General features: G+C 66.6%; 19 protein-coding genes. 9 read left to right on the forward strand and 10 right to left on the reverse strand.

The window, feature by feature from the left end; translation table 11 throughout:
• Positions 1-117: 117 nt before the first annotated feature.
• Positions 118-5,508 (forward strand): type I secretion C-terminal target domain-containing protein, encoded by a 5,391-nt coding sequence (locus AC56LR_RS01655; RefSeq protein ID WP_497126698.1) that lies wholly within the window; start codon positions 118-120, stop codon positions 5,506-5,508.
• Here the strand turns inward: AC56LR_RS01655 and AC56LR_RS01660 are convergent, their stop codons facing one another.
• The 3 genes from AC56LR_RS01660 to pmbA are packed head-to-tail and all read right to left on the reverse strand — an operon-like array spanning position 5,509 to position 7,545.
• Positions 5,509-5,928, reverse strand: coding sequence for a DUF1801 domain-containing protein (locus tag AC56LR_RS01660; RefSeq protein WP_497126700.1), 420 nt, complete (start codon positions 5,926-5,928; stop codon positions 5,509-5,511).
• A gap of 9 nt (positions 5,929-5,937) precedes the next feature.
• Positions 5,938-6,180, reverse strand: a complete 243-nt coding sequence (locus AC56LR_RS01665) for a hypothetical protein (protein WP_489872546.1) — start codon at positions 6,178-6,180, stop codon at positions 5,938-5,940.
• Between the two features lie 12 nt (positions 6,181-6,192).
• Positions 6,193-7,545: a metalloprotease PmbA gene (gene pmbA / locus AC56LR_RS01670; RefSeq protein ID WP_497126702.1), complete on the reverse strand. Its 1,353-nt coding sequence runs from the start codon at positions 7,543-7,545 to the stop codon at positions 6,193-6,195.
• A 95-nt stretch (positions 7,546-7,640) separates the two neighbouring features.
• Here pmbA and yjgA point away from each other — a divergent pair, with 95 nt between their 5' ends.
• The 3 genes from yjgA to AC56LR_RS01685 are packed head-to-tail and all read left to right on the forward strand — an operon-like array spanning position 7,641 to position 9,540.
• Entirely contained in the window at positions 7,641-8,246 is a 606-nt protein-coding gene (yjgA, locus tag AC56LR_RS01675) for a ribosome biogenesis factor YjgA (protein WP_497126704.1), read from the forward strand.
• Complete coding sequence (gene mog / locus AC56LR_RS01680; protein ID WP_497126706.1) at positions 8,224-8,859, forward strand: molybdopterin adenylyltransferase; 636 nt, start codon at positions 8,224-8,226, stop codon at positions 8,857-8,859. The genes yjgA and mog overlap by 23 nt, the downstream gene beginning before the upstream one ends.
• A gap of 12 nt (positions 8,860-8,871) precedes the next feature.
• Positions 8,872-9,540, forward strand: a complete 669-nt coding sequence (locus tag AC56LR_RS01685; protein ID WP_497126708.1) for an alpha/beta hydrolase — start codon at positions 8,872-8,874, stop codon at positions 9,538-9,540.
• Between the two features lie 163 nt (positions 9,541-9,703).
• Here the strand turns inward: AC56LR_RS01685 and AC56LR_RS01690 are convergent, their stop codons facing one another.
• Positions 9,704-11,029: an aspartate aminotransferase family protein gene (locus AC56LR_RS01690; protein ID WP_497126710.1), complete on the reverse strand. Its 1,326-nt coding sequence runs from the start codon at positions 11,027-11,029 to the stop codon at positions 9,704-9,706.
• A gap of 116 nt (positions 11,030-11,145) precedes the next feature.
• Here AC56LR_RS01690 and AC56LR_RS01695 point away from each other — a divergent pair, with 116 nt between their 5' ends.
• Positions 11,146-11,700 carry a carboxymuconolactone decarboxylase family protein gene (locus AC56LR_RS01695; protein ID WP_497126711.1) on the forward strand — a complete coding sequence of 185 codons (555 nt, stop codon included), beginning with the start codon at positions 11,146-11,148 and terminating at the stop codon, positions 11,698-11,700.
• 15 nt (positions 11,701-11,715) lie between these two features.
• Here the strand turns inward: AC56LR_RS01695 and AC56LR_RS01700 are convergent, their stop codons facing one another.
• The 3 genes from AC56LR_RS01700 to AC56LR_RS01710 form a co-directional block, all read right to left on the reverse strand.
• On the reverse strand, positions 11,716-12,564 hold the full coding sequence (locus tag AC56LR_RS01700) for a fumarylacetoacetate hydrolase family protein (RefSeq protein ID WP_497126713.1): 849 nt from the start codon (positions 12,562-12,564) through the stop codon (positions 11,716-11,718).
• Between the two features lie 78 nt (positions 12,565-12,642).
• Positions 12,643-13,002: a c-type cytochrome gene (locus tag AC56LR_RS01705; protein WP_497126715.1), complete on the reverse strand. Its 360-nt coding sequence runs from the start codon at positions 13,000-13,002 to the stop codon at positions 12,643-12,645.
• Positions 12,999-13,541, reverse strand: coding sequence for a c-type cytochrome (locus AC56LR_RS01710; protein WP_497126717.1), 543 nt, complete (start codon positions 13,539-13,541; stop codon positions 12,999-13,001). Before AC56LR_RS01710 ends, AC56LR_RS01705 begins: the two co-directional genes overlap by 4 nt.
• Before the next feature lie 143 nt (positions 13,542-13,684).
• Between AC56LR_RS01710 and AC56LR_RS01715 the strand changes: the two genes are divergently transcribed.
• The 4 genes from AC56LR_RS01715 to AC56LR_RS01730 are packed head-to-tail and all read left to right on the forward strand — an operon-like array spanning position 13,685 to position 17,812.
• A complete protein-coding gene (locus tag AC56LR_RS01715; RefSeq protein ID WP_497126719.1) occupies positions 13,685-14,029 on the forward strand; it encodes a c-type cytochrome in 345 nt (114 codons plus the stop codon).
• A 7-nt stretch (positions 14,030-14,036) separates the two neighbouring features.
• The gene (locus AC56LR_RS01720) at positions 14,037-14,966 is read left to right on the forward strand and encodes a cytochrome c oxidase subunit II (RefSeq protein ID WP_497126721.1); all 930 of its coding nucleotides are present in this window, start codon (positions 14,037-14,039) and stop codon (positions 14,964-14,966) included.
• Positions 14,963-17,479 carry a cytochrome c oxidase subunit I gene (ctaD, locus tag AC56LR_RS01725; RefSeq protein ID WP_497126723.1) on the forward strand — a complete coding sequence of 839 codons (2,517 nt, stop codon included), beginning with the start codon at positions 14,963-14,965 and terminating at the stop codon, positions 17,477-17,479. The genes AC56LR_RS01720 and ctaD overlap by 4 nt, the downstream gene beginning before the upstream one ends.
• Positions 17,480-17,482: 3 nt before the next feature.
• On the forward strand, positions 17,483-17,812 hold the full coding sequence (locus tag AC56LR_RS01730; protein WP_497126725.1) for a hypothetical protein: 330 nt from the start codon (positions 17,483-17,485) through the stop codon (positions 17,810-17,812).
• A 148-nt stretch (positions 17,813-17,960) separates the two neighbouring features.
• On the opposite strand, the gene AC56LR_RS01735 is transcribed toward AC56LR_RS01730, so the two are convergent.
• The 3 genes from AC56LR_RS01735 to AC56LR_RS01745 all read right to left on the reverse strand — a co-directional run bounded on the left by AC56LR_RS01735 (position 17,961) and on the right by AC56LR_RS01745 (position 22,105).
• The gene (locus tag AC56LR_RS01735) at positions 17,961-19,280 is read right to left on the reverse strand and encodes a PQQ-dependent sugar dehydrogenase (RefSeq protein WP_497126727.1); all 1,320 of its coding nucleotides are present in this window, start codon (positions 19,278-19,280) and stop codon (positions 17,961-17,963) included.
• Between the two features lie 97 nt (positions 19,281-19,377).
• Positions 19,378-20,667 carry an MFS transporter gene (locus AC56LR_RS01740; protein ID WP_497126729.1) on the reverse strand — a complete coding sequence of 430 codons (1,290 nt, stop codon included), beginning with the start codon at positions 20,665-20,667 and terminating at the stop codon, positions 19,378-19,380.
• 19 nt (positions 20,668-20,686) lie between these two features.
• Positions 20,687-22,105: a KamA family radical SAM protein gene (locus tag AC56LR_RS01745; protein ID WP_497126731.1), complete on the reverse strand. Its 1,419-nt coding sequence runs from the start codon at positions 22,103-22,105 to the stop codon at positions 20,687-20,689.
• Between the last annotated feature and the right edge of the window lie 30 nt (positions 22,106-22,135).

The raw sequence follows: 22,135 nt of genomic DNA on the forward strand, positions 1-22,135 counted from the left end.
GATAATTGCTCGACTTGTCTTGATGAGTGGGCGATAGTAGCCGGTCACTTTTTGCCCATCCGCGCCATGATCAAGCCTGCCGAACACCTGCCTGTCGAACAATCCGGATATGGAACCATGTCTGGTTCCTCGGGCGACGTCGTCGATACCACGCCGCCGGCGCTGGTGTCGGGGCCCGTCAATGGCCAGGACGCCAGCGCCGGCCTGGTGTTCACGTTCAGCGAGCCCATCAAACTCGGCAGCGGGACATTTACGCTGACATCCTATAGCGGCGCCTCGTATTCGGTGGATGTCGCAAGCAGCCCTTATCTGGCGGTGTCGGGCAACACCCTGGTCTTCACCCCGCCAGCGCCCTTGATCCTGCAGAGCGATTACCAGGCCCGTTTCCCCCGGAACGCCATCCTCGACCTGGCCGGGAATGCCCTGGCTGAACAATACGACGTCGTCGTGTATTTCAAGACCGGCATCAGCACCACGCCCGTCAATGCCACGGGTACCCCAGGTCACGACATCCTGCATGGCAGCGACTACGCCGACACCATGGCCGGCGCCGGCGGCGTCGATTACCTGTATGGGTATGGCGGCGACGACGCCCTCGATGGGGGCGATGAAAATGGCGATCCGTATTACGGTAGCGGCGACTACATGGTCGGCGGCGCCGGGAACGACACCCTGCATGGCAACGATGGCCTCGACAACCTGTTCGGCGACGAAGGCAACGACAAACTCTACGGCGATGCGCACAACGACCGCCTCACTGGCGGCGCGGGCGACGACCTGCTCGACGGCGGCAGCGGAAACGACGAACTCCGGGACGACGCCGGCGACGACATGTTGGCCGGTGGCGAGGGCGACGACCGGCTGATCGCCGGGAGCGCTTCCACCGGCACGCTCGATGGCGGCAGCGGTAACGATACCCTGACCGGCTACAGCGGCGCCGACTTCATCGGCGGCATCGGTGATGACAGCCTGTACCTCACGCTGGCCGGCGGCAGTTCCGTCTCGGTGATCGATGCCGGCGCCGGCGACGATCGGATCGAGCTGTCGTTCGACGGGCCGGCCGACGCACGGCTGAGCATTGCGGGCGGCAGCGGCGCCGACACCTATACGCTCAAGGTGTCCACTGTGCCGGGCGCCACGACCCGCGTGCGCATCAGTGATTTCACGGCGGGTGCGAACGGCGACCGCATCGACCTGTTCAAACTGCTGGGATCGGATTTCGATGGCAATCCATTCGCGAACGGTTTCCTGCGCCTGATCGCGGAAGGCGCCGATTCCCTCATCCAGCTACGCGGCAACGCAGCCGGTGAATATCACACCCTGCTGGTGTTGGCAGGTGTCGACACCAGCCACCTCACCCGCGCGAACTTTATCGGAGACATCGATCCGGGCGGCTCCCCTGTTGGCCTGAGCCAGACCGGCACCGAGAGTTACGACTCACTGTCGGGCACGGTGATGGACGACAGCATCGACGGCCGTGGCGGTTCGGACACGCTGTTCGGGTATGGCGGCAACGACACCATTCACGGTGGCGACGGCGACGACAGGCTGTTGGGCGGCAGCGGCGACGACACGCTGCTGGGTGAGGCCGGGAACGACTGGCTCGACGAACGCGCCGACCTGAAGGGCAATAATCGCCTGGAGGGCGGCGCCGGCAACGATACCCTCCAGAGCGCGTCGACCGGCACGAATGTGCTCGACGGCGGCATTGGGGACGATACGCTTTCCGGCGGCACGGGCGCCGATACCCTGCTCGGTGGCGACGGCAACGATACGCTCATGGTCGCCGATGCCGGAAACAGCGCAACGCGCACCATCAGCCTGGCGGGCGGCGCCGGGAACGACCAGCTGATCCTGAACGTCACCGGCAGCGCGGCCACCGTCCTTGCCCATGGCGGGGCCGGCGCGGACACCTTCGCGGTGCTGGCGCCGCACGCCGGGACACGCATCGTCGATTTCAGCACGGCCCAGGGCGACCGGCTCGAGCTGCGTGGCCTGTTCCCGGGCACCTTGGAGGGCAACCCCTTCGGAGCGGCCGGTTACCTGAAGGCCGGGCAGGTCGGTAGCGACACCGTGATCTACCTCGATGCCGACGGCGGCGCCGGTGCGGTCCAGGGGTTCCAGCCGGCAGTGACGCTGGCCGGCGTATCGCTCGATTCCCTGTCGCGCAGCAGTTTCAGTGGCGGCTATGACCCGCTCGGCAGCGAGACCGGATTTACCATGATCGGCACCGGGCAGAACGAGACGCTCCGGGGCGAGGATCTCGACGATACGATACGCGGCAATGGCGGCGGCGATGAGCTCCATGGCGGCAAGGGCAACGACACGCTGGATGCCACCGGAGATCCTGCCCAAGGCAGCCGCCTGTACGGGGGCGCAGGCAACGACACCTTGCTTGGCGGGAGCGGATCCGACAGCCTCAGTGGCGACGCGGGCAACGACACGCTCGACGGCGGCGCCGGCGCGGACAGTCTCGACGGTAGAGAAGGCAATGACATCCTGCGCGGCGGTGAAGGCGATGACCGGCTGACGGACGGCTACGGCAGTAACGTGTTCGAAGGCGGCAACGGCAACGATACGATCCGGGCCGCCAGCTCCGACTACCTGGGCAATCCGCCCCTGCCTTCCAGCATCGATGGCGGTGCGGGCAACGACGACATCAAAGCCTCGCTCGATGTCGATACAGTCATCGGCGGCCTGGGCAACGACCGCATCGAGGTCGTCTGGTCCCACCTGCAGGCGCCAGGACAGGCGACGATGCAGATCGATGCCGGCGCGGGCGACGACAGCATCGAGGTCAGTGCATGGGGCGCTCCCGGCCTGGCGGTCCAGGCCACCGGAGGCGAAGGCCGCGACACCTACAGCTTTTCCTCGAACGGAGGGCTGCCGGTCCTTGCCATCACCGACTTCGCGGCGGGGCCGAATGGCGACACGCTCGACATTTTTTCGCTGCTGAACTACGTCGATGGCAGCGGCAGTCCGTTCGGGCCGCTGAACGCGCTGCGCATCGAGCAGCGCGGCAGCGACACGGTCATCCAGCGCGATGGGACGGGCGCCTACCCGGGCTGGCTTGACGTCGTCATCCTTCGCAACATCGCGCTGGCATCGCTCACCGGCGACAACTTCAGCGATGGCGCACGCCCCGACGGCTCGTCCGCCGGATATGAACGCAGTGGAACCGCCGGTCCGGACCTGATGCACGGTGGCCGCCTCGACGACAGCCTGCGCGGCGGAGAAGGCGACGACACCCTCTACGGTAACTACGGCGCCGATAGTTTGTACGGCGACGCCGGCCGCGACCGGCTATACGGCGACTACGGCGACGACAAGCTGTATGGAGGTGCTGGCGCGGACGAACTGGTCGACAATATCGGCAACAACCGGCTTGACGGGGGCGACGGCAACGACAGGCTAACTACCTGGTCGGTGAAGGGCGGGGAACTACTGGGAGGCGCCGGCGACGACGACCTGTTCGGTTCCGGCGCCGGAGGCAGCATCACGCTCGACGGTGGGGCGGGAAACGACAGCATCGTGGTCATCAACCTGGCGTCCGTGGGGACGGCGGCGACTGTCACCATCCACGGGGGCGATGGCAACGATCTCGTCATTGCCGGCCTGGGTGGCCTCCAGCAGGTCGACATCGTGGCCGATGGCGGCGCCGGCCAGGACACCTACCGGGTGCATACCGTGCCATCCAGCGGGCCAATGAGGATTCTCGATTTCCAGACCGGCGAAGGCGGAGACCTGCTCGACCTCGCGGGGTTTGTCAACTACACGAGGGGACCGAACCCTTTCGCGGACGGGAACGGCATGCGCATGGAGCAGCGAGGCGCGAACGCGGTGCTGCAGGCGCCGGTACTCGAGGCAGGCCAGACGGTCTACCGGGACGTGATCGTGTTTGCCGGGATCGACAAGGCAGCCATCGGCGCCGCCAACGTGGTCTGGGGCTTCAACCCCAACGGCTCCAGCACCGGCCGCAGCCTCACAGGCACGGACCATCCGGATACCATCCAGGGCGGCTGGCTGGACGACACCATTTCCGGCGGGGCAGGCAACGACACCTTGTATGGACTGGGCGGCAACGACCACTTGCTGGGTGGAGACGGTAACGACCGGCTGAACGGCGATTGGTCTTCCGACTCGCCACCCGGCGCCAAGGTTCCGGTAGCCACCGGCGACGATCTCCTCGAGGGCGGAGCAGGAGACGACCAGCTGGTGAGCTGGCGGGGCAGCGATGTCCTGCGTGGCGGCGATGGCAACGACAGCCTGCTGCTCGAGTCGAATGTCCAGCTCCCGACGCCTGGCCTGCGGGTGAGCATGGACGGCGGCGCCGGCGACGACGTGCTCCGGGCCCGGCCGGCACTGTATGTGCCGCTCGACATCGTCATGAGCGGCGGCGCAGGCAAGGACAGCTTCTCGACCTACGGCCTGCAAACACAAGGCTCGCTCACGATTACCGACTTTCAGGCCGGCGCCGGCGGCGACGTGCTCGATGCCTTCGAGCGCGGGTGGTACACCGAGCTGCAGGGCGCCATCTCGCCGTTCGCGACAGGCCAATTCCGCTTCGTCCAGCGCGGCGCCGATGCCGTGCTCCAGGTCGACCCTGACAACAGCGGGGTCCACAAGGATCTCCTCACGCTGAAGAACGTCGACAAGAACCAGCTGACGGCGGCGAACATGGCCAACGGCTACGCGCCGGACGGGTCGGCCAATCAGCCTGTGCTGCCTCCTCCGCCACCACCTCCCCCTCCGCCGCCGCCTCCGCCGCCGCCGCCGCCACCACCACCACCACCACCACCACCATCACCAGTCGTCACGGCCCCGCCGGTCACCAGCGTCGGCACTGTCGGCGATGAATTGCTTACCGGCGGCGCCGGCAACGACCTCCTGGACGGCGGCGCCGGCAACGACATCCTGTTTGGCGGCGCCGGCAACGACACCCTGGTCGGCGGCGAAGGCCGGGACAGCGCCCACTATGCGGGCGCCTTCGCCAATTATTCCGTCAAGGGCGGCCAGGATAACTTCCGCGTGTTCGACCAGCGCACCGCCAATGGCGAAGGCACCGACACCCTGGTCGGCGTCGAACGCCTGCTCTTCGGCGACGGCGTGGGCATGGCGCTCGACATTGACGGCGTGGCCGGCCAGGCCTTCCGCATCTACCGGGCCGCGTTCGATCGCGCTCCGGACCTGGGCGGAATGGGCTTCTGGTTAGCCAGCATGGACAAGGGCGCCACCGTGCACGACCTGGCCGTGGGCTTCATCGCATCGAAAGAGTTCGCCGACCTGTATGGCGCCGCGCCGACCAATGCGGAACTGGTCACGCGCCTGTACACCAACATCCTGCACCGCGCCCCGGAAGCGGCGGGCTACGCCTACTGGCTGGATATTTTGGACAGCAAGAAGGCCGACCTGGTCGGCGTGCTGGCGATGATCAGTGAGAGCGGTGAGAACGTGGATGGGGTGGCCGAACTGATCGCGAACGGCATCCCGTTCACGCCTTACGGCTAGTCAAGCGGGGTAGCGCGCGCGCGTGACTGCCACCGAGGCCGCCACCATCCGTTCCAGCACGGCGGCGTCGACGTCGCCAAGCGCGCGCACATACAGGCAAGCCTTGCCCATCTTGTGACGCCCGAGTGTGTCGCGGAAGGCCTGCAGCGACGGCGCGTCGCAATCGAGGTAGATGCTGATGTCGCCCTTGCGCGAGGCGAAGCCGGTCAGCGGGGCATTGCCCTCGCGGCCACTCTCGTAGACGTAGTGGTAGCTGCCGAAGCCGACGATGCCGGGCCCCCACATGACGGGCGGCGCTCCGGTCACCTGCTGCATCATGGCGGCGATCGCCTCGCAGTCGCGGCGGCGCGCGTCGTCAGGGATGGCGTCCAGGTAGGCGCGCACGCTGGCATCGTTCGCCACCGTCTTGTTGGCGGCCATCGGCAGGGGTTACAGCTTGACGTCGAGGTGGGTCGCGACCCAGGCGTGGGCATCTTCGACGCTGTCGAAATGCACGGTGGCCAGGGTGGTCTTGTCGCCAGACAGCAGGTTGGCGTACATGCGCTTCTCGTCGTTGTTCGAGCTGAGCAGGTCGGACTGCGGCGCCAGCTCGACCGTGGCGACCAGGTCGAGGTTGAGCAGAACCGCCTTCTTCGGGATGTTGTCCTTGTCGATGCGAATGAATTTGCTCATGGCCTGCTCCTGTCAGCTGCCGGCAATGACCATCTTCTCGATCAGGATCGAGCCGGTGGACTTGTTGCCGCGGGTAAGGACATCGTTGCCGATGGCCACGATTTGCTGGAACATTTCTCGCATATTGCCGGCGATGGTGATTTCTTCGACCGGGTATTGGATGACGCCGTTTTCGACCCAGTAGCCGGAGGCGCCGCGCGAATAGTCGCCGGTGACGTAGTTCACGCCCTGCCCCATCAGCTCGGTGACCAGCAGGCCGGTGCCCATCTTGCGCAGCATGCCTTCGAAATTGTCGGCCAGCTTGGTCTGGGTGGATACCATGTCGAGATTGTGCGAGCCGCCGGCATTGCCGGTGGTCTGCATGCCCAGCTTGCGTGCCGAATAAGACGACAGGAAATAACCCTGCAGCACGCCGTTGTCGACGACCTTGCGGCGGACGGTTTTCACGCCTTCTTCATCGAAAGGCGCCGAGCCGACCGCGCCGATCAGGTGCGGGTCTTCCACCACGTTGATGTGGTCCGGGAACACCTGCTTGCCGAGGGTGTCGAGCAGGAAAGTGGACTTACGGTAGAGCGCGCCGCCCGAGACGGCTTGCACGAAAGCGCCGAGCAGGCCGGCGGCCAGCGGCGCCTCGAACAGCACCGGGCAGGTGCGGGTATCGAGCTTGCGCGCGTTCAGGCGGGCCAGCGCGCGCTCGGCGGCGTAGCGGCCCACCGCTTCCGGCTTGCCCAGTTTTTTCGGGTCGCGCGCCGAGGTGTACCAGTCGTCGCGCTGCATCTTGTTGCCCTTGCCGGCGATGGGGGCCACCGAAATTGTGTGGCGCGAGAACGGGTAGCCGCCGATGAAGCCGCGGCTGTTGGCGCCGACAAAATGCGACTGCTGCACGTAGACGCTGGCGCCTTCGCTGTTGGTCACGCGCGGGTCAACTTCAAACGCCGCGTTTTCGCAGCGCTGGGCCAGCTCCACGCATTCTTCGGTGCTGACCTGCCATGGGTAGAACAGGCGCAGGTCGCGCGGGTTCATTTCCAGCAGGTCGGCGTCGGGCAGGCCGGAGCAGTCGTCTTCGGCGGTGAAGCGGGCGATGTTCCAGGCCGCTTCGACGGTGGCCTTGAGCGAGCCGCTGGAGAAATCGGAGGTACTGGCGTTGCCGCGGCACTGGCCGACATAGACGGTGACGCCGATGCCCTTGTCGCGGTTTTGCTCGATGGTCTCGATTTTTCCTTTACGTACAGAAACTGATAATCCGCTTCCCTCGCTGATTTCCACCGAGGCGTCGGTCGCGCCCTGCTCTTTTGCGTACGCCAAAACGTCGCGGGCGAGCTGTTTCAGCTGGTCCTGGGTGTGGGTGAAAGCGGAGTCGTTCATATAGTGTTTTTCGTAGCGAGCCCTAAAACAGTTATCATAGCAGCCGTTTACAGTTTTCACTGATCGGCCCAGTGCCAATCGGATCAATCCAAATCATGCCTAATCCAAATCGCGGCTCCGTGGGCTTCCAGTCCAACGAATTCGAGCAAGAATACGAACGCCCATCGAAGTCAGAGGCCAAGCGCCACTCGAACGAGCTGCAAAAGCTTGGCGAACAGCTCGTCGACGCCGCGCGCGACCGGGTCAAGCGCATCGAGATGCCCGAGGACGTCAAGGACGCCATCCTGACCTGCCAATCCATCACCAACCACGAAGGCCGCCGCCGCGCCCTGCAGTTCGTGGGCAAGAAGATGCGTACCCTCGATGAAGAGGAAGTGGCCGTCATCCAGCGCGCCATCGACAGCTGGAAAGGCGCCTCCAAAGCCGAAACCGCCTCGCTGCACGCCCTCGAGCGCCGCCGCGAGAAGCTGCTCACCGACGACACGGCCCTGACCAAGCTGCTCGAAGAAGCGCCGGAACTGGACGTGCAGCACCTGCGCACCCTGATCCGCAACGCGCGCAAGGAGCAGGCGGAGAACAAGCCGCCGAAAGCCTACCGCGAGATCTTCCAGATCCTGAAGGACCTGAACAAGAAGTCGAAGCAGGCCGAATCGGAAGGCGACGACGAGGAAGCGGTCGATGACGAGTCCGGCGACGAGTAATCAGGAACTGGCGCATCACGAGCTGATTATTGGCCTGGTCTCGGTCTCGGACCGCGCCAGCGGCGGGGTCTACGAGGACAAGGGCATTCCTGCCCTGGCCGACTGGCTGGCGCAAGCAATCACCACGCCATACCGGTTAGAGACGCGTTTGATCCCCGACGAACGCGCGGAGATCGAACGCACCCTGGTGGACCTGGTCGACCAGGTCGGCTGCCACCTGGTGCTCACCACCGGCGGCACCGGCCCTGCGCGGCGCGATGTCACGCCCGAGGCCACGCTGGCCGTGGCGACGAAAGAAATGCCGGGTTTCGGCGAGCAGATGCGCCAGATCAGCCTGCGCTTCGTGCCGACCGCGATCCTGTCGCGCCAGACCGCGGTGATCCGCGAGACAGCCGGCCACGCGGCGCTGATCATGAACCTGCCGGGCCAGCCGAAGTCGATCAAGGAAACGCTCGAAGGCCTCAAGGACGACGCCGGCAACACGGTCGTCGGCGGTATTTTTGCCGCGGTCCCGTATTGCATCGACCTGATCGGCGGACCTTACATGGAAACCGATCCTCTCGTCTCCAAGACCTTCCGTCCGAAGTCGGCGCTGCGCGCTTCTGCTGCATAAACAAGGAAACACATGAACCAGCTGCTGGAAAACATCGAGATCGAAACCGCACCGAACCCGGAAATCGCCGTCATCTGGCTGCACGGCCTGGGCGCCGACGGCAACGACTTCGTGCCGATGGTGCAGGAGCTCGACATGGCCGGCCTGCCCGGCATCCGCTTCGTGTTCCCGCATGCGAAGACCATGCCGGTGACGATCAACGGCGGCTACGTGATGCGCTCGTGGTACGACATCGTCGCCACCGACCTGACCCGCCGCGAAGACGAAGGCGGCCTGCGCGCCTCGCAGCTGGACGTGGAAGCGCTGATCGCGCGCGAAAAGGCGCGCGGCATTCCGGCTTCGCGCATCATCCTGGCCGGCTTCTCGCAGGGCTGCGCGATGACGCTGCAAACCGGCATGCGCCATCCCGAGAAACTGGCGGGCATGCTCTGCCTGTCGGGCTACCTGCCGCTCGCAAGCAGCGCCGGCGCCGAGCGCACCGAGGAAAGCCTGGCCACGCCCATCTTCATGGCCCACGGCCGCCAGGATGGCGTGGTGCCGTTCGCCCGCGCGCAGGAATCGATGGAAGTGCTCAAGAAGCTGGGCTACCAGGTCGAGTGGCACGAGTACATGATGCAGCACTCGCTGTGCCTGGAAGAGGTGCGGGATATCTCGACGTGGTTCAGGAAGGTGCTGGCGTAGGGTGGGCGGCTGCACCCTTCGGCGTGTTTCTCCTGCGCCGTGATTGCCGCCCGCGCGGTCAACTCCCCCCAACGCAGACGCAGCGGCTGTTCATGTCGTGCTTGAACGCGCGGGCGGCGCGCCTGCCATAGGCTGATCGCCGCCCCGTGTTGAGCCGCCCACCCTACGTGCGGATCGCCGCCTCCACCGCATCCGCCAGCCGCGACACGATCTCCGACAAATCCGCCGCCGTCGCAATGAAGGGCGGCGCCAGCAGCACATGATCTCCGTGCAGCCCGTCGATCGTCCCGCCCATCGGGTACACCATCAGCCCGCACTCCATCGCCCTGGCCTTGATCGCCGCGTGCAGCTTGCGCTCCGGCGCGAACGGCGCCTTGGTCGCGCGGTCCTGGACGAATTCCAGCGCCAGGAACAGGCCGCGGCCGCGGATGTCGCCCACGTGCTCGTGGGTCCCGAAGACGTCGCCCAGCATGCGCCGCAGGGTCGCACCGCGGCTGCGCACCCGCCCCAATAGATCGTCGCGCTCGATCACCTTCTGCACTTCCAGCGCCGCCGCCGCCGCCACCGGGTGGCCGATATAGGTATGCCCGTGCTGGAAGATGCCGCTGCCGCCCCGCAGGCAGTCGACGATGGTCTGGTGCGCCAGCACCGCGCCGATCGGCTGGTAGCCCGCGCCCAGGCCCTTCGCGATCGCGATGATGTCGGGCGCCACGCCATCCTGCTCGATCGCATACATGCTGCCGGTGCGGCCCATCCCGCACATGACTTCGTCGGCGATGAACAGGATGCGGTAGCGGTCGCAGATGTCGCGCACGCCCTGGAAATAGCCGGGCGTGGGCGGGATCGCACCGCCGGTGGCGCCGACCACCGGCTCGGCGACGAAAGCGATGATGTTTTCCGGGCCGGCTTCGAGGATGCGGGTTTCCAGTTCGTCGAGCAGGCCGGCGGTGTAGTCGTCGACGCTCCGGTAGCCAACGCGGCCGCGGTATTCGTAGCAGGCCGAGACCCGCACCGTATCCATCAGCAGCGGCGCGAATGCCTTGCGGCGCCACTCGTTGCCGCCCACGGCCAGCGCGCCCAGCGTGTTCCCGTGGTAGCTCTGGCGCCGCGCCACAAATAGCCTGCGCTGCGGTTCGCCCGCCTCGACCCAGTACTGGCGCGCCAGCTTGAGCGCCGTCTCCACCGCTTCCGAGCCGCCCGATACCAGATAGACGCCGCCAATGTCCTGCGGTGCACCGGCTATCAGCCGGTCGGCCAGTTCCTCGGCCACGTCGGTGGTGAAGAACGAGGTATGCGCATAGGCGCAGCGGTCGATCTGGCGGTGCATGGCGGCGATCACGTCGGGGTGGCCGTGGCCCAGGGAGGAGACGGCCGCGCCGCCGCTGGCGTCGATATAGCTGCGGCCGACGCTGTCGTGCATGCGGATGCCGCTGGCCGCCACCGCGAGCGGCGGTACCTGGCGCAGGTTGCGGTGGAGGATATGGCTCATTGCGACTCCCATCGTAAGAAGAACGACTTTGACAATAAGCGTGCGGCGCGCCGGTTCTTTTGATTTTTACCGGACGCTATGCAATTATTTTCCAATTACAACATTTGCCCCATCCCATGACCGACCGACTCGGACCGATCGCCCCCGCCGACATGACGCCGGCCCAGCGCGCCGCCGCACAAGCCATCATCGACGGCCCGCGCGGCGCGGTCTATGGCCCCTTCGTGCCGCTGCTGCGCAGCCCCGAGCTGATGGAGTATGCGCAGCGCATGGGCGAATACCTGCGCTACCGCAGCGCGATCGGGGTGCGGCTGTCGGAGCTGGCGATCATGGTCACGGCGCGGCAGTGGAACCAGCAGGTGGAATGGGCGATTCACGCGCCGATCGCGGCCCAGGTGGGCATCCCGGGTTCGGTGATCGCGGCCATCGCCGAGCGGCGCCGGCCCGAGGACATGCTGGTGGACGAAGCGGTGGTGCACGACTTCTGCGTCGAGCTGCACGAGCGCAAATCGGTGTCGGACCGGGTCTATGCGGATGCGCTTGCGCTGTTCGGCGAGCAGGGGGTGGTGGATTTGATGGGGGTGAACGGGTATTACACCTTCCTGGCGATGGTGATGAATACGGCCAGGACGGCGGTGCCGGCATCGAGCGTGGAGGCGATGCCGGACTAGCGGGGCGCGCGCCGCTTACTTAGGAAACGCCACCACTTCCTGCTGCTGCTCCCCGATCCCCGCAATCCCCAGGCGCAGCTTGTCGCCCTTTTTCAGGAAGCGCTGCGGCGTGCGGCCCATGCCCACGCCTGGCGGGGTGCCGGTGGTGATGATGTCGCCGGGTTCCAGGGTCATGAAGCGCGAGACGTAGCTGACGATGTGCGCCACCGTGAACACCATGGTCGAGGTATTCCCCGTCTGCATGCGCTTGCCGTTCAGTTCCAGGTAGAGATCGAGGTCCTGCACGTCGAAGACTTCGTCGCGCGTGACCAGGAAGGGGCCGACCGGGCCGAAGGTGTCGCAGCCCTTGCCCTTGTCCCACTGCGAGCCCATCTCGAACTGGAAGGCGCGCTCGGAGACGTCGTTGACCACGCAGTAGCCGGCCACGAATGTCAAAGCGTCTTCTTCGTTCACGTACTGCGCGCGGGTGCCGATCACCACGCCCAGTTCGACTTCCCAGTCAGTCTTCTTCGAGCCTTTCGGCAGCTGGATCGGGTCGTCCGGACCGGAAAGGGAGCTGATGGCCTTGGTGAAGAACACCGGCTCCGCCGGCACCGCGGAGCCGGTCTCCGCGGCGTGGTCGGCATAGTTCATGCCGATGCCGATGAACTTGCCGACGCCCTTCACCGGCACGCCCAGGCGCGGGTTGCCGCGTACCAGCGGCAGCGTCTTCCAGTCGAGCTTTGCCAGCTTGCGCAGGGCCTTGTCGGACAATACCGAGCCGTCGATATCGTCGATTACCGTGGACAGGTCGCGCAGGCGGCCCTCTTCGTCGAACAGGCCCGGCTTTTCCTTGCCTGGGCGGCCATAGCGCACCAATCTCATGCTTGTCTTCCCGTGAGTAGTCAGGCCCATGCAGGGCCGAGGCGGCGATGATACCAAGGATCGCCGGGGCGTACCGGCTTACTGGCTGAGGAGATAGGCGCTCATGTCGCGCGCATCGGGTTCGGTCACCCCCATGTTCGGCATGGCGGTGTGCGGGTCGATTGCCTGCGGGTCGCGGATCCAGCGCACCAGGTTGGCCTGGTTGTTCTCCAGCGTGCCGACCAGTATCTTGCGCTTGCCAAGATCGGCAAGGGGCCGGCCAACATACACCTTCGAGCCGGGGACCGCCGGGATCATGTGGCAGGACTGGCAGGCATACTGGGTCAGCGCGATCTTGCCGCGCACCGGGTCGCCCTGCACGCCAGGGGGCACGGGCGGCACGCAGCCGGCCAGCGCGCCCAGCGCCAGCAGCATCGAAGACAAGCGCAGCGCCTTCATGGCGTGGCCTCCTTCGCGGTGGCGGCGCGGTAGTCGTCGGCGCTCATCGCCGGCAGGGTGCGCACGAAGGCCACCACGGCCCAGATGTCCTCGTCGGCCAGGTGGTATTCCCAGGCCGGCATGCCGCTCATCTTGATGCCGTGCTTCGTCACCCAGTACAGCTCGCGCGGCTGCCAGCGCTGGGTGGCGTCGACCAGGGGACCGGGAATCGGCTGCATGCTCATGCCGATGGTCGACTGGGCGACCCCGGGCCCGCCGTGGCATTGCACACAGTTCTCGCGGTAGACCTGGGCGCCGCGCCGCAGCTGCTGCGCGCCGCCGAAGGCCGGCACCTTCACCTCCCGCGCGTGGTTCTGGACCGACTGCGTCATGCCCTCTTCCAGCACCGTGTACACGAAGGGGAAGTGCTGGGCCGTGGCGCCGATGTTGTACCAGCCGCCGTACAGCAGGGCCAGGCCGGCCGCGCCTGCGGTGACGCCGGCCGCGAGCAGCGTCAATACGGCGGTCTTGATGATCAGCCGGTGGCGGTTGGAGAGCATGCGAGAGGGGCGTCCGATTGGAGTAGTTAAGAAAATTGCATCATTCTTTGTGTATTATAAAAGCCACTCCACAATTGTGATTTCCAGGCGTGCGCACCATCTCTTTCCACGAATTCGTCCCCCAAACCATACGCGCCGGCGCGATGATCGCCTGTATGGCGGCGCTGGCTGGATGCGGCGAGAAGTCCGGCGCCACGACGGTCCCCGGCGGCGACGTGCAGCAGGGACTGCGCCTGGTGACCCAGTACCAGTGCGGCGCCTGCCATACCATTCCGGGGGTGCAGGGCGCGGCCGGCGAACAGGCTCCGGCGCTCGACACCATCGGCCGCCTGAGCTATATCGCGGGCGGCATCCCCAACCAGCCTGCCAACATGGTGCAGTGGCTGCGCGTGCCGCATGCCGTCAAACCCGGCACCGAGATGCCGCCGATGGGCCTCACCGAACAGGAGGCGCGCCACATGGCGGCCTTCCTGTACACGCTGCGATAAGGCCGGGATGAACGACAACCTGCAATCGGTACTGCACCCGGCCGGCTGGGACGCCACCATCATCAGCCAGTTCGCCTGGGTGCTGTTCGGCGCCGCCGCCCTGATCTTCGTGGCCGTGATGCTGCTGCTGGCCCTGAGCCTGCGGCCCCAGGGACGCCCTGCGCGCGCCACCTTGTGGATCGGGGGCGGGGGCATCGCCTTTCCCATCGTGGTGCTCAGCGCCCTGCTCGGGTGGAGCACCTGGCGCAGCACCGAGCTGGCGCCGCAGTCCTCGCGCGACGCCTTGACCATCTCGGTGACGGCCAAGATGTGGTGGTGGGAAGTGCGCTACCACGACCCGGTTTCCGGGCGCGAGATCGTCAGCGCCAACGAAATCCATATCCCGACCGGGCGCGCGGTCTACCTCGGCCTGAATTCGGCTGACGTGATCCACAGCCTGTGGATACCGGCGCTGGCCGGCAAGCGCGACATGGTGCCGGGACGCGTCACCGGCCTGACCCTGCGCACCGACAAGCCCGGCATCTACCGCGGCCAGTGCGCCGAATACTGCGGCGCCCAGCACGCGAAAATGGCGCTGCACGTGATCGCATCCACGCCCGGCGAATTCAATGCCTGGCTGGCGCGCCAGGGCCGGCCCGCGGCGCCCGCCAGCAGCCAGGTGCTGGAACGCGGCCGCGCTGCCTTCCTGGAACAGCGCTGCCAGGCCTGCCACACCATCCGCGGCGTGGCCGAAGACGCCCGCCTGGGGCCGGACCTGACCCATGTCGGCAGCCGCCTGCACATCGGCGCCGGCGCCTTGCCGACCCAGCGCAGCAGCCTGCAAGCCTGGATCGCCGACCCGCACAAGGCCAAGCCGGGCGTGTTCATGCCCGGCTCGCACGACCTCGATCGCGACACCTTGAGCGCGCTGGCCACCTATCTAGAGCACCTGAAATGACCGACGCCGTCGTACCAACATCCCTGCCGTCTTCGCTGCCCCGCCCCGAGGGCGAATTCGAGCAGCTGGAAAAAGTCTGGCGCACGCCGACCGGCCTGCGTTTCATGACCTCGGTGAACAACACCAGCATCGGCCTGCTCTACATCGGCATGGCGCTGCTGTTCTTCGTCTTGGCCGGCATCCTGGGACTCATGATGCGGGCGCAGCTTGCCGTGCCCGACAACACACTGCTCAGCCCCGGCACCTACAACCAGGTCTTCACCATGCACGGCACGGTGATGATGTTCCTGTTCGCGATCCCCATCGTGGAAGCGATCGCGGTCTACCTGCTGCCCAACATGCTGGGCGCGCGCGACCTGCCCTTCCCGCGCCTGTCCGCCTATGCCTACTGGGCCTACGCCTTCGGGGGCCTGGCCTTCTTCTGCACCCTGTTCTTCAGCCTGGCGCCGGACGGCGGCTGGTTCATGTATCCGCCGCTCACTGGCGAAAAATACTCGCCCGGACTGAACGCCGATTTCTGGCTGCTGGGGATCGGCTTCATCGAGATCTCGGCCATCGCCGGCGCCGTCGAGCTGATCGTCGGCATCCTGTTTACCCGCGCGCCCGGCATGACGCTGCGCCGCATGCCCGTGTACGCATGGGCGATGCTGGTGGTGGCCGTGATGATCGTCTTCGCTTTCCCGGCCGTGATCGCGGGCACCGCCCTGCTGGAGCTGGAGCGCGCATTCGACTGGCCCTTCTTCATCTCCGACCGCGGCGGCGACCCGATCCTGTGGCAGCACCTGTTCTGGTTCTTCGGCCACCCCGAGGTCTACATCATCTTCCTGCCTGCCGCCGGCATGGTGTCGACGATGATCCCGACCATCGCCGGCACGCCCCTGGTCGGCCAGCGCGCGGTGGTGGTGGCGCTGGTGGGCGTGGGCTTCTTCTCCTTCGGACTGTGGGCCCACCACATGTTCACCGCCGGCCTGGGCGTGCTGGAGATGAGTTTTATTTCTGCCGCCAGCATGGCGGTGGCCATCCCCACCGGCATCCAGGTCTTCGCCTGGATCGCCACCCTGTGGAACGGCCGCGTGAAGATGAACCCACCGACGATGTTCCTGATGGGCTTCATGTTCATCTTCGTGCTGGGCGGCCTGACCGGCGTGATGGTGGCCGTGATCCCGTTCGACTGGCAGGTGCACGACACCTATTTCATCGTGGCCCACCTGCACTATGTGCTGATCGGCGGGATGGTGTTCCCGGTGTTCGCGGCGATGTATTACTGGACCCCGCTCATCAACGGCAACCAGCTGTCGGAAACGCTGGCGCGCTGGGTATTCTGGCTGATGTTCGGCGGCTTCAACCTGGCCTTCTTCCCGATGCACATCACCGGACTGCAAGGCATGCCGCGCCGCGTCTATACCTATGATGCGAACCTCGGCTGGAACCTGCTGAACATGCTCTCGACGATCGGCGCCTTCGTGTTTGCCGCGGGCGTCGTACTGTTCTTCGTCGACCTGGTGCGCACCCTGCGCCGGCCCGACAAGGAAGTCGGCAACCCCTGGAATGCGCCGACGCTCGAATGGCTCACCTCCGAATCCTATGGCAACCGCAGCATCCCGCGCATCACCTCGAGCAACCCGCTGTGGGAGCAGCCGACGCTGTCCGATGAAGTGGACCGCGGCCAGCACTACCTGCCCAATACCGCCACCGGCCTGCGCGAGACCATCGCCACCAGCCCGGTGAGCGCCGAGCCGCGCTACCTGATGGTGCTGCCGGGCGACAGCTGGCTGCCGGTGATCGCGGCGCTCGGCACCGCGGGCTTCTTCCTGCTGCTGACGGTGAAGATGATCCTGCTGGCCTGGATCTTCGGCTTCATGGCGGTGGCCGGCACCCTGGGCTGGCTGTGGCAGTCCGACCGCAAGCCGTCGATCGATGAAGCGCGCGTCTCCGACGACCTGGTGTTGCCGGTCAACGCCAAGGGACGGAACTCGCAGTCGTGGTGGGGCACGATGGTTACCCTGGTCGTCGATGCCAGCATCTTCGCCTCCTTCGGCTTTACCTATATCCACGTGTCGATGCGGCTGCAGGTCTGCCCGCCGCCCGGCGCCGCGCTGCCGGCGCTGCCGTGGGCGTTCGCATCAAGCGGCCTGCTGCTGGCCAGCTCGATCCTGATGATCCTGGCGGTGCGCGCGCTGGGCAAGCGCCGCCTGCCCTGGCTGGTGCTGCTGGCGCTGGGCTGCGCGGTGGGCTCCTTCGTGCTCGATTTCGGCGGGCACCAGTACGCGGGCCTGGCCCCGACCGCCAGCGCCTGGGGCGCGGCGATTGCCACGCTGCTGAGCTACCAGGGCCTGCACATCGTGATCCTGGCCATTGCCGCCCCTTACCTGTGCCTGCGTGCGTGGCGCGGCATGCTGGGCGAGCGCAGCCGCGCGACGCTGGACAATATCGCCCTCATCTGGCACTACACGACCCTGCAGGGCATCGCCGGCATGGTGCTGGTGCAGGTCCTGCCGCTGCTGATGGAGTAAGTCATGGAAGATCATTTCTGGCGGCGTCTCACGCGTGGCACCCTGCCCCTGCTGGTGTGGGCAGCGCATTTCACCTTCTGCTATCTGGTGGCGGCGGCGCAGTGCTCGCCAGCGGCGATGCGCACGGGTGGGCCGGACCGGGTGCTGCTGGGCGGTGTGACGCTGGTGGCGCTGGCGGTGTGTGCGTGGCTGGTGTGGCGCGAGCGGGGGATGTTGCGGGCGGGTTCTAAGGCGGGCTTGCTGGACTGGGCGGCGGCCTTAAGCGCGGTAATGGCGTTCGTGGCGATTGTGTGGACGGGGTTGCCGATATTGCTGGTCGAAGGCTGCGCCTGAGGATTGTTCGTAGGGTGGGCGGCTTTGCCGCCCGCGCGTTCAACCAGCCTGTGAACAGCCGCGCGGATTATTCACACGTGATTTGAACGCGCGGGCAGGAAACCTGCCCACCCTACGATGTAGCGATCTGCCGTCGTTTCGGCTGGATTTAACGCCCTGCCGGCGTCACACGCCAAATGACATTCCCCACATCGTCCGCCACCAGGATCGCCCCCGGCTTGTCCACCGCCACCCCCACCGGCCGTCCCAGCGCGTCGCCGTTCTTGTCGACGAAGCCGCCCAGGATCTCGACCGGTTTGCCCGACGGCTTGCCATCGGTGAACGGCACGAACACCACGTTATAACCCGACAGCGGCTTGCGGTTCCATGAGCCGTGCTGGCCGATCAGGGCGCCGCCCGCGAACTGCGGCAGCAGCGCGCCGGTGTAGAAGGCCATCCCGAGCGGGGCGACGTGGGAGCCGAGCGCGTAGTCCGGCACCAGTGCCTTGGCCACCAGGTCCGGGCGCGGCGGCTTGACGCGCTCGTCGACGTACTTGCCGTAGTAGCTGTACGGCCAGCCGTAGAAGCCGCCCTCTTTCACCGAGGTGAGGTAATCGGGCACCAGGTCGCTGCCCAGCTCGTCGCGCTCGTTGACGACGGTCCAGAGCGCGCCGGTCTGCGGGTGCCAGGCCATGCCGTTCGGGTTGCGCAGTCCGGAGGCGAACAAACGGGTCTGGCCGGTGGCGATGTCCACTTCGAGGATGGCGGCGCGGTCGACTTCCTTGTCGATGCCGTTCTCGGCGACGTTGCTGTTCGAGCCCGAGGTGGCGTAGAGCTTGCGGCCATCCGCGCTGGCGATGATGTTCTTGGTCCAGTGGTGGTTCAGCGGGCCGCCCGGCAGCGCGGCCACCGGCTGGGCGCCCGCCGTGATCTCGAGGTCGCCCGTGCGGTAGGGGAAGCGCACGATGCCGTCGGTATTGGCGACGTACAGCATGTCGCCCACCAGGGCCATGCCGAAGGGCGAGTTCAGGCCTTTGAGGAAGACCTTTTTCGTTTCCGCCACGCCGTCGCCGTCAAGGTCGCGCAGCAGCGTGATGCGGTTCGCGCTCGGCACGGCGGCGCCGGCCTTGGCCATCACCTTGCCCATGATGTAGCCCTTGATGCCCTTCTTGCCTTCCGGGCGCTCGGGGGCATTGGTTTCCGCCACCAGCACGTCGCCGTTGGGCAGCACGTGCAGCCAGCGCGGGTGATCGAGTCCGGATGCGAACAGCCTGACTGCCAGGCCAGGCGCGGCGCTGGGCGCGGCGCCTGGCGGCCAGCCCTTGGCGGGCGCGATGTCGACGGTCGGGATCACGCGCTTGACCGGCGCCTTGATGGTCGGCTGCAGGCCGACGTCGGCGCCGACCGGGAGGGTCGATTTGTCGCCGCAGGCGGCGAGCAGCAGGAGCATGGCGCCCGCCGACAGGCGAGGCAAGGTGTGGTCGCGCATGGTTTTCCCTTGGAGGTAACGGACGGCATCGATTGTGCTGCGATGCTACCAATTTGGCAATATTGTGCCGTCCGTTACCGCAGAGAAATCCCGACCGTCACGACGGGGCGACCAGCCCGTCTTCCTCGTTCGCCGTGGCGGCCGCGACGCTCGATTCGCGCCGCCGGCGCCGCACGAAGCCCACCAGTCCGGGCAACTGCGCCAGCAGCAGCACGGCAAACGCCGCCTGGTAGGCCAGCGCCGGCGCGCGGCCGGCGGCGTCCGGCGTCCACAACCCCACCATCAGGCCGAAGCCGGCCTGCACCACGAAGGCCCCGATGAAGATCAGGAGGTTCAGGCAGGTCGCGGCGCGCCCGGTCAGCTCCTTCGGCATCGACTGCGCGATGATCGCGTATTCGATCCCGGTGATCGTCCCGACCAGCGTGAACATCACCGACAGCAGCTGGAAGCTCGGCTTGTAGCTGACCACGAAGGCCAGCTGCACCAGCAGGAACACGCCGATGCCGGCGGCGGCCACGTCGAGCGGGGCGATGCCGCGCCGCCCGGCCCATTCGGTGATCATGCCGACCGCAATCGCCCCGAAGATCACCGCGGCCATGCCCATGTAGAGCAGGTAGGCAACCGCATCTTCCGGAAACAGCGCGACGTCGCTCAGCCAGCGACCGATCCACAGGCCCTGGATGCCGAAGAAGACCGCGTGCGGGATCAAGACCAGCGAGGCCGTGGTGCGGAACACCGGCGCGCGGAAGACATCGCGCAGCGCCTGTCTCAGCGGGCCGCGCTTGGGCGCCGGGCCCGTGGTGCGCGGACAGAGCAGCCAGATCAGGAGGCCGCAGCAGGCGGTGAGCGCCGCCAGCATGACGAACAGGCCGCGCCAGTCGGTGTACTGGAGCATCTGGCGCACCGGCATGGTGGCGCTGGCCGCGCCCAGGCCGCCGACGGCGATCAGGTAGCCATGCACCGACGGCAGCCGGCTCGGCGTGATCCAGGTGGAGACGGCTTTGACCGCCGCCATGAAGCAGCCGCCCAGGCCGAAACCCATGATGGCGCGCGCCGCCACCAGCTGGGCGAAATCGTGGCCGCGCGAGAACAGCAGCGCCCCGAGCGCGCCGACCAGCATCATCGCCAGCTGCACCTTGCGCGGCCCGTAGCGGTCGAGGGCGATCCCGATCGGCAGCTGGACCAGGGCGAAGGCGAAGAAGAAGGCGCTGGTCAGCAGTCCCAGCTCGCCCGGCGTGAGCGCGAGCGCCCCCACCAGGTGCGAAGCCAGCACCGCGTTCACGTTGCGCAGCAGCGAAGACAGGTAGTGTCCCAGCGCGAAGGGCAGGAACACATAGAAGAATACCGCCATGCCGGACAGGCGTGGCGTGGTGGCCTGGTCCGGCATGGTGCAAGTCTCCGGAGGATCAGGCGGCGTCGGACTCGGTGCCGCCGTGCAGGGCCGCGCTGCAGCCGGTGTCGCCGGCGCGCTGCCCTGCCGGCACCAGCGGGATCACCCGCCCCCGTGCGCCCTGATGCGCGCTGCCGCCCTCCTCGAAGAAGAACTTGTCGCGCCCGAAGGCCGGCTTGAGGTGGTCGAGCCAGGTGGCCTCGGGATCGTATTTCGCAAAGAAGGGGCGGCGCACCCATTCCGGATTGCGGGCCTGCAGGAACTGCAGCGCGAACAACTTCTCGTCGTTGATGGTGACGACGCCGTCGATCACCACCTTGCCGGGGAAGGCGCTCATCGACGGGCCGCGCACCGTGCGCGACAGGCCCGACACCATCGAATACGCCTCCTGGAAGATCTGGTGGGCGCGCGCCAGCGGCAGCGAGAAGTAATCGCGCGGGCCGGTGTCGCGCTCGACGAACATGTAATACGGAATCGCACCCAGGCGCACGCCGGTGGTCCACAGCTCGGCCCAGCTCTTCGGGTCTTCGTTGATGTGGCGGATCAGGGGGCCCTGCATGCGCAGCGTGGCGCCGGTGCCGACGATGCGCTTGACGGCCTGCTGGGCGATTGGATGACGCAGTTCGACGGCGTGGTTGTAGTGCCCCATGATGGCCAGGTTCTTGCCGGACCGGACCACCTTCTCGAACAGGCGCAGCAGGTCGTCGCTGTCCTTGTCGGACACGAAGCGCTGCGGCCAGTAAGCCACCGATTTGGTGCCGATGCGGATGTTCTGGATGTGGGCCAGCTCCGGCGCCAGCAGGGGCTCGAGGAATTCGGCCAGCGAACGGGTATTCATGATCATCGGGTCGCCGCCGGTGATCAGGACGTCGGTGACGTCCGGGTGCGTCTTCAGGTAGGCCACAAGCTCGCTGCACTCGCGCGCATCGAACTTCATGTCGTCCATGCCGACGAACTGCGGCCAGCGGAAGCAGAAGGTGCAGTAGGCGTGGCAGGTCTGGCCCGAGCTCGGGAAGAACAGCACCGTTTCCTTGTACTTGTGCTGCAGGCCCTTGAGCGGCGCGTCGTTCACGCGCGGGACGTTATGGGTCATCTGGCCGGCCGGGTGCGGATTCATGCGCATGCGGATGCCGTGCACCAGGCGCGCGATGGCCGCGTCGTCCTTCTTGTACAGCACCAGGTCGCGCAGCTGCTCGTATTCCGCGGCGGGCAGCATGTCGCGGTGCGGGAAGGTCAGGCGGTAGATCGGATCGTCCGGCACCTTGTCCCAGTCGATCAGCTCTTCAAGCACATAAGCATTGACGCGGAACGGCAGCACATGCGACACCACCTGCACCGCTTCCTGCAGGTCCGGCGACATCCACTGCCACTGGCGCGCCAGGTGGATCGTTTGCCGGGTATAGGGCTTGAACTTGGATGGCGTCGAGTCGGTCATGATCGGAAGTTCTCCAGGAAACGTTGGACG

Source organism: Telluria sp. ZT3P39 (assembly GCF_059685935.1).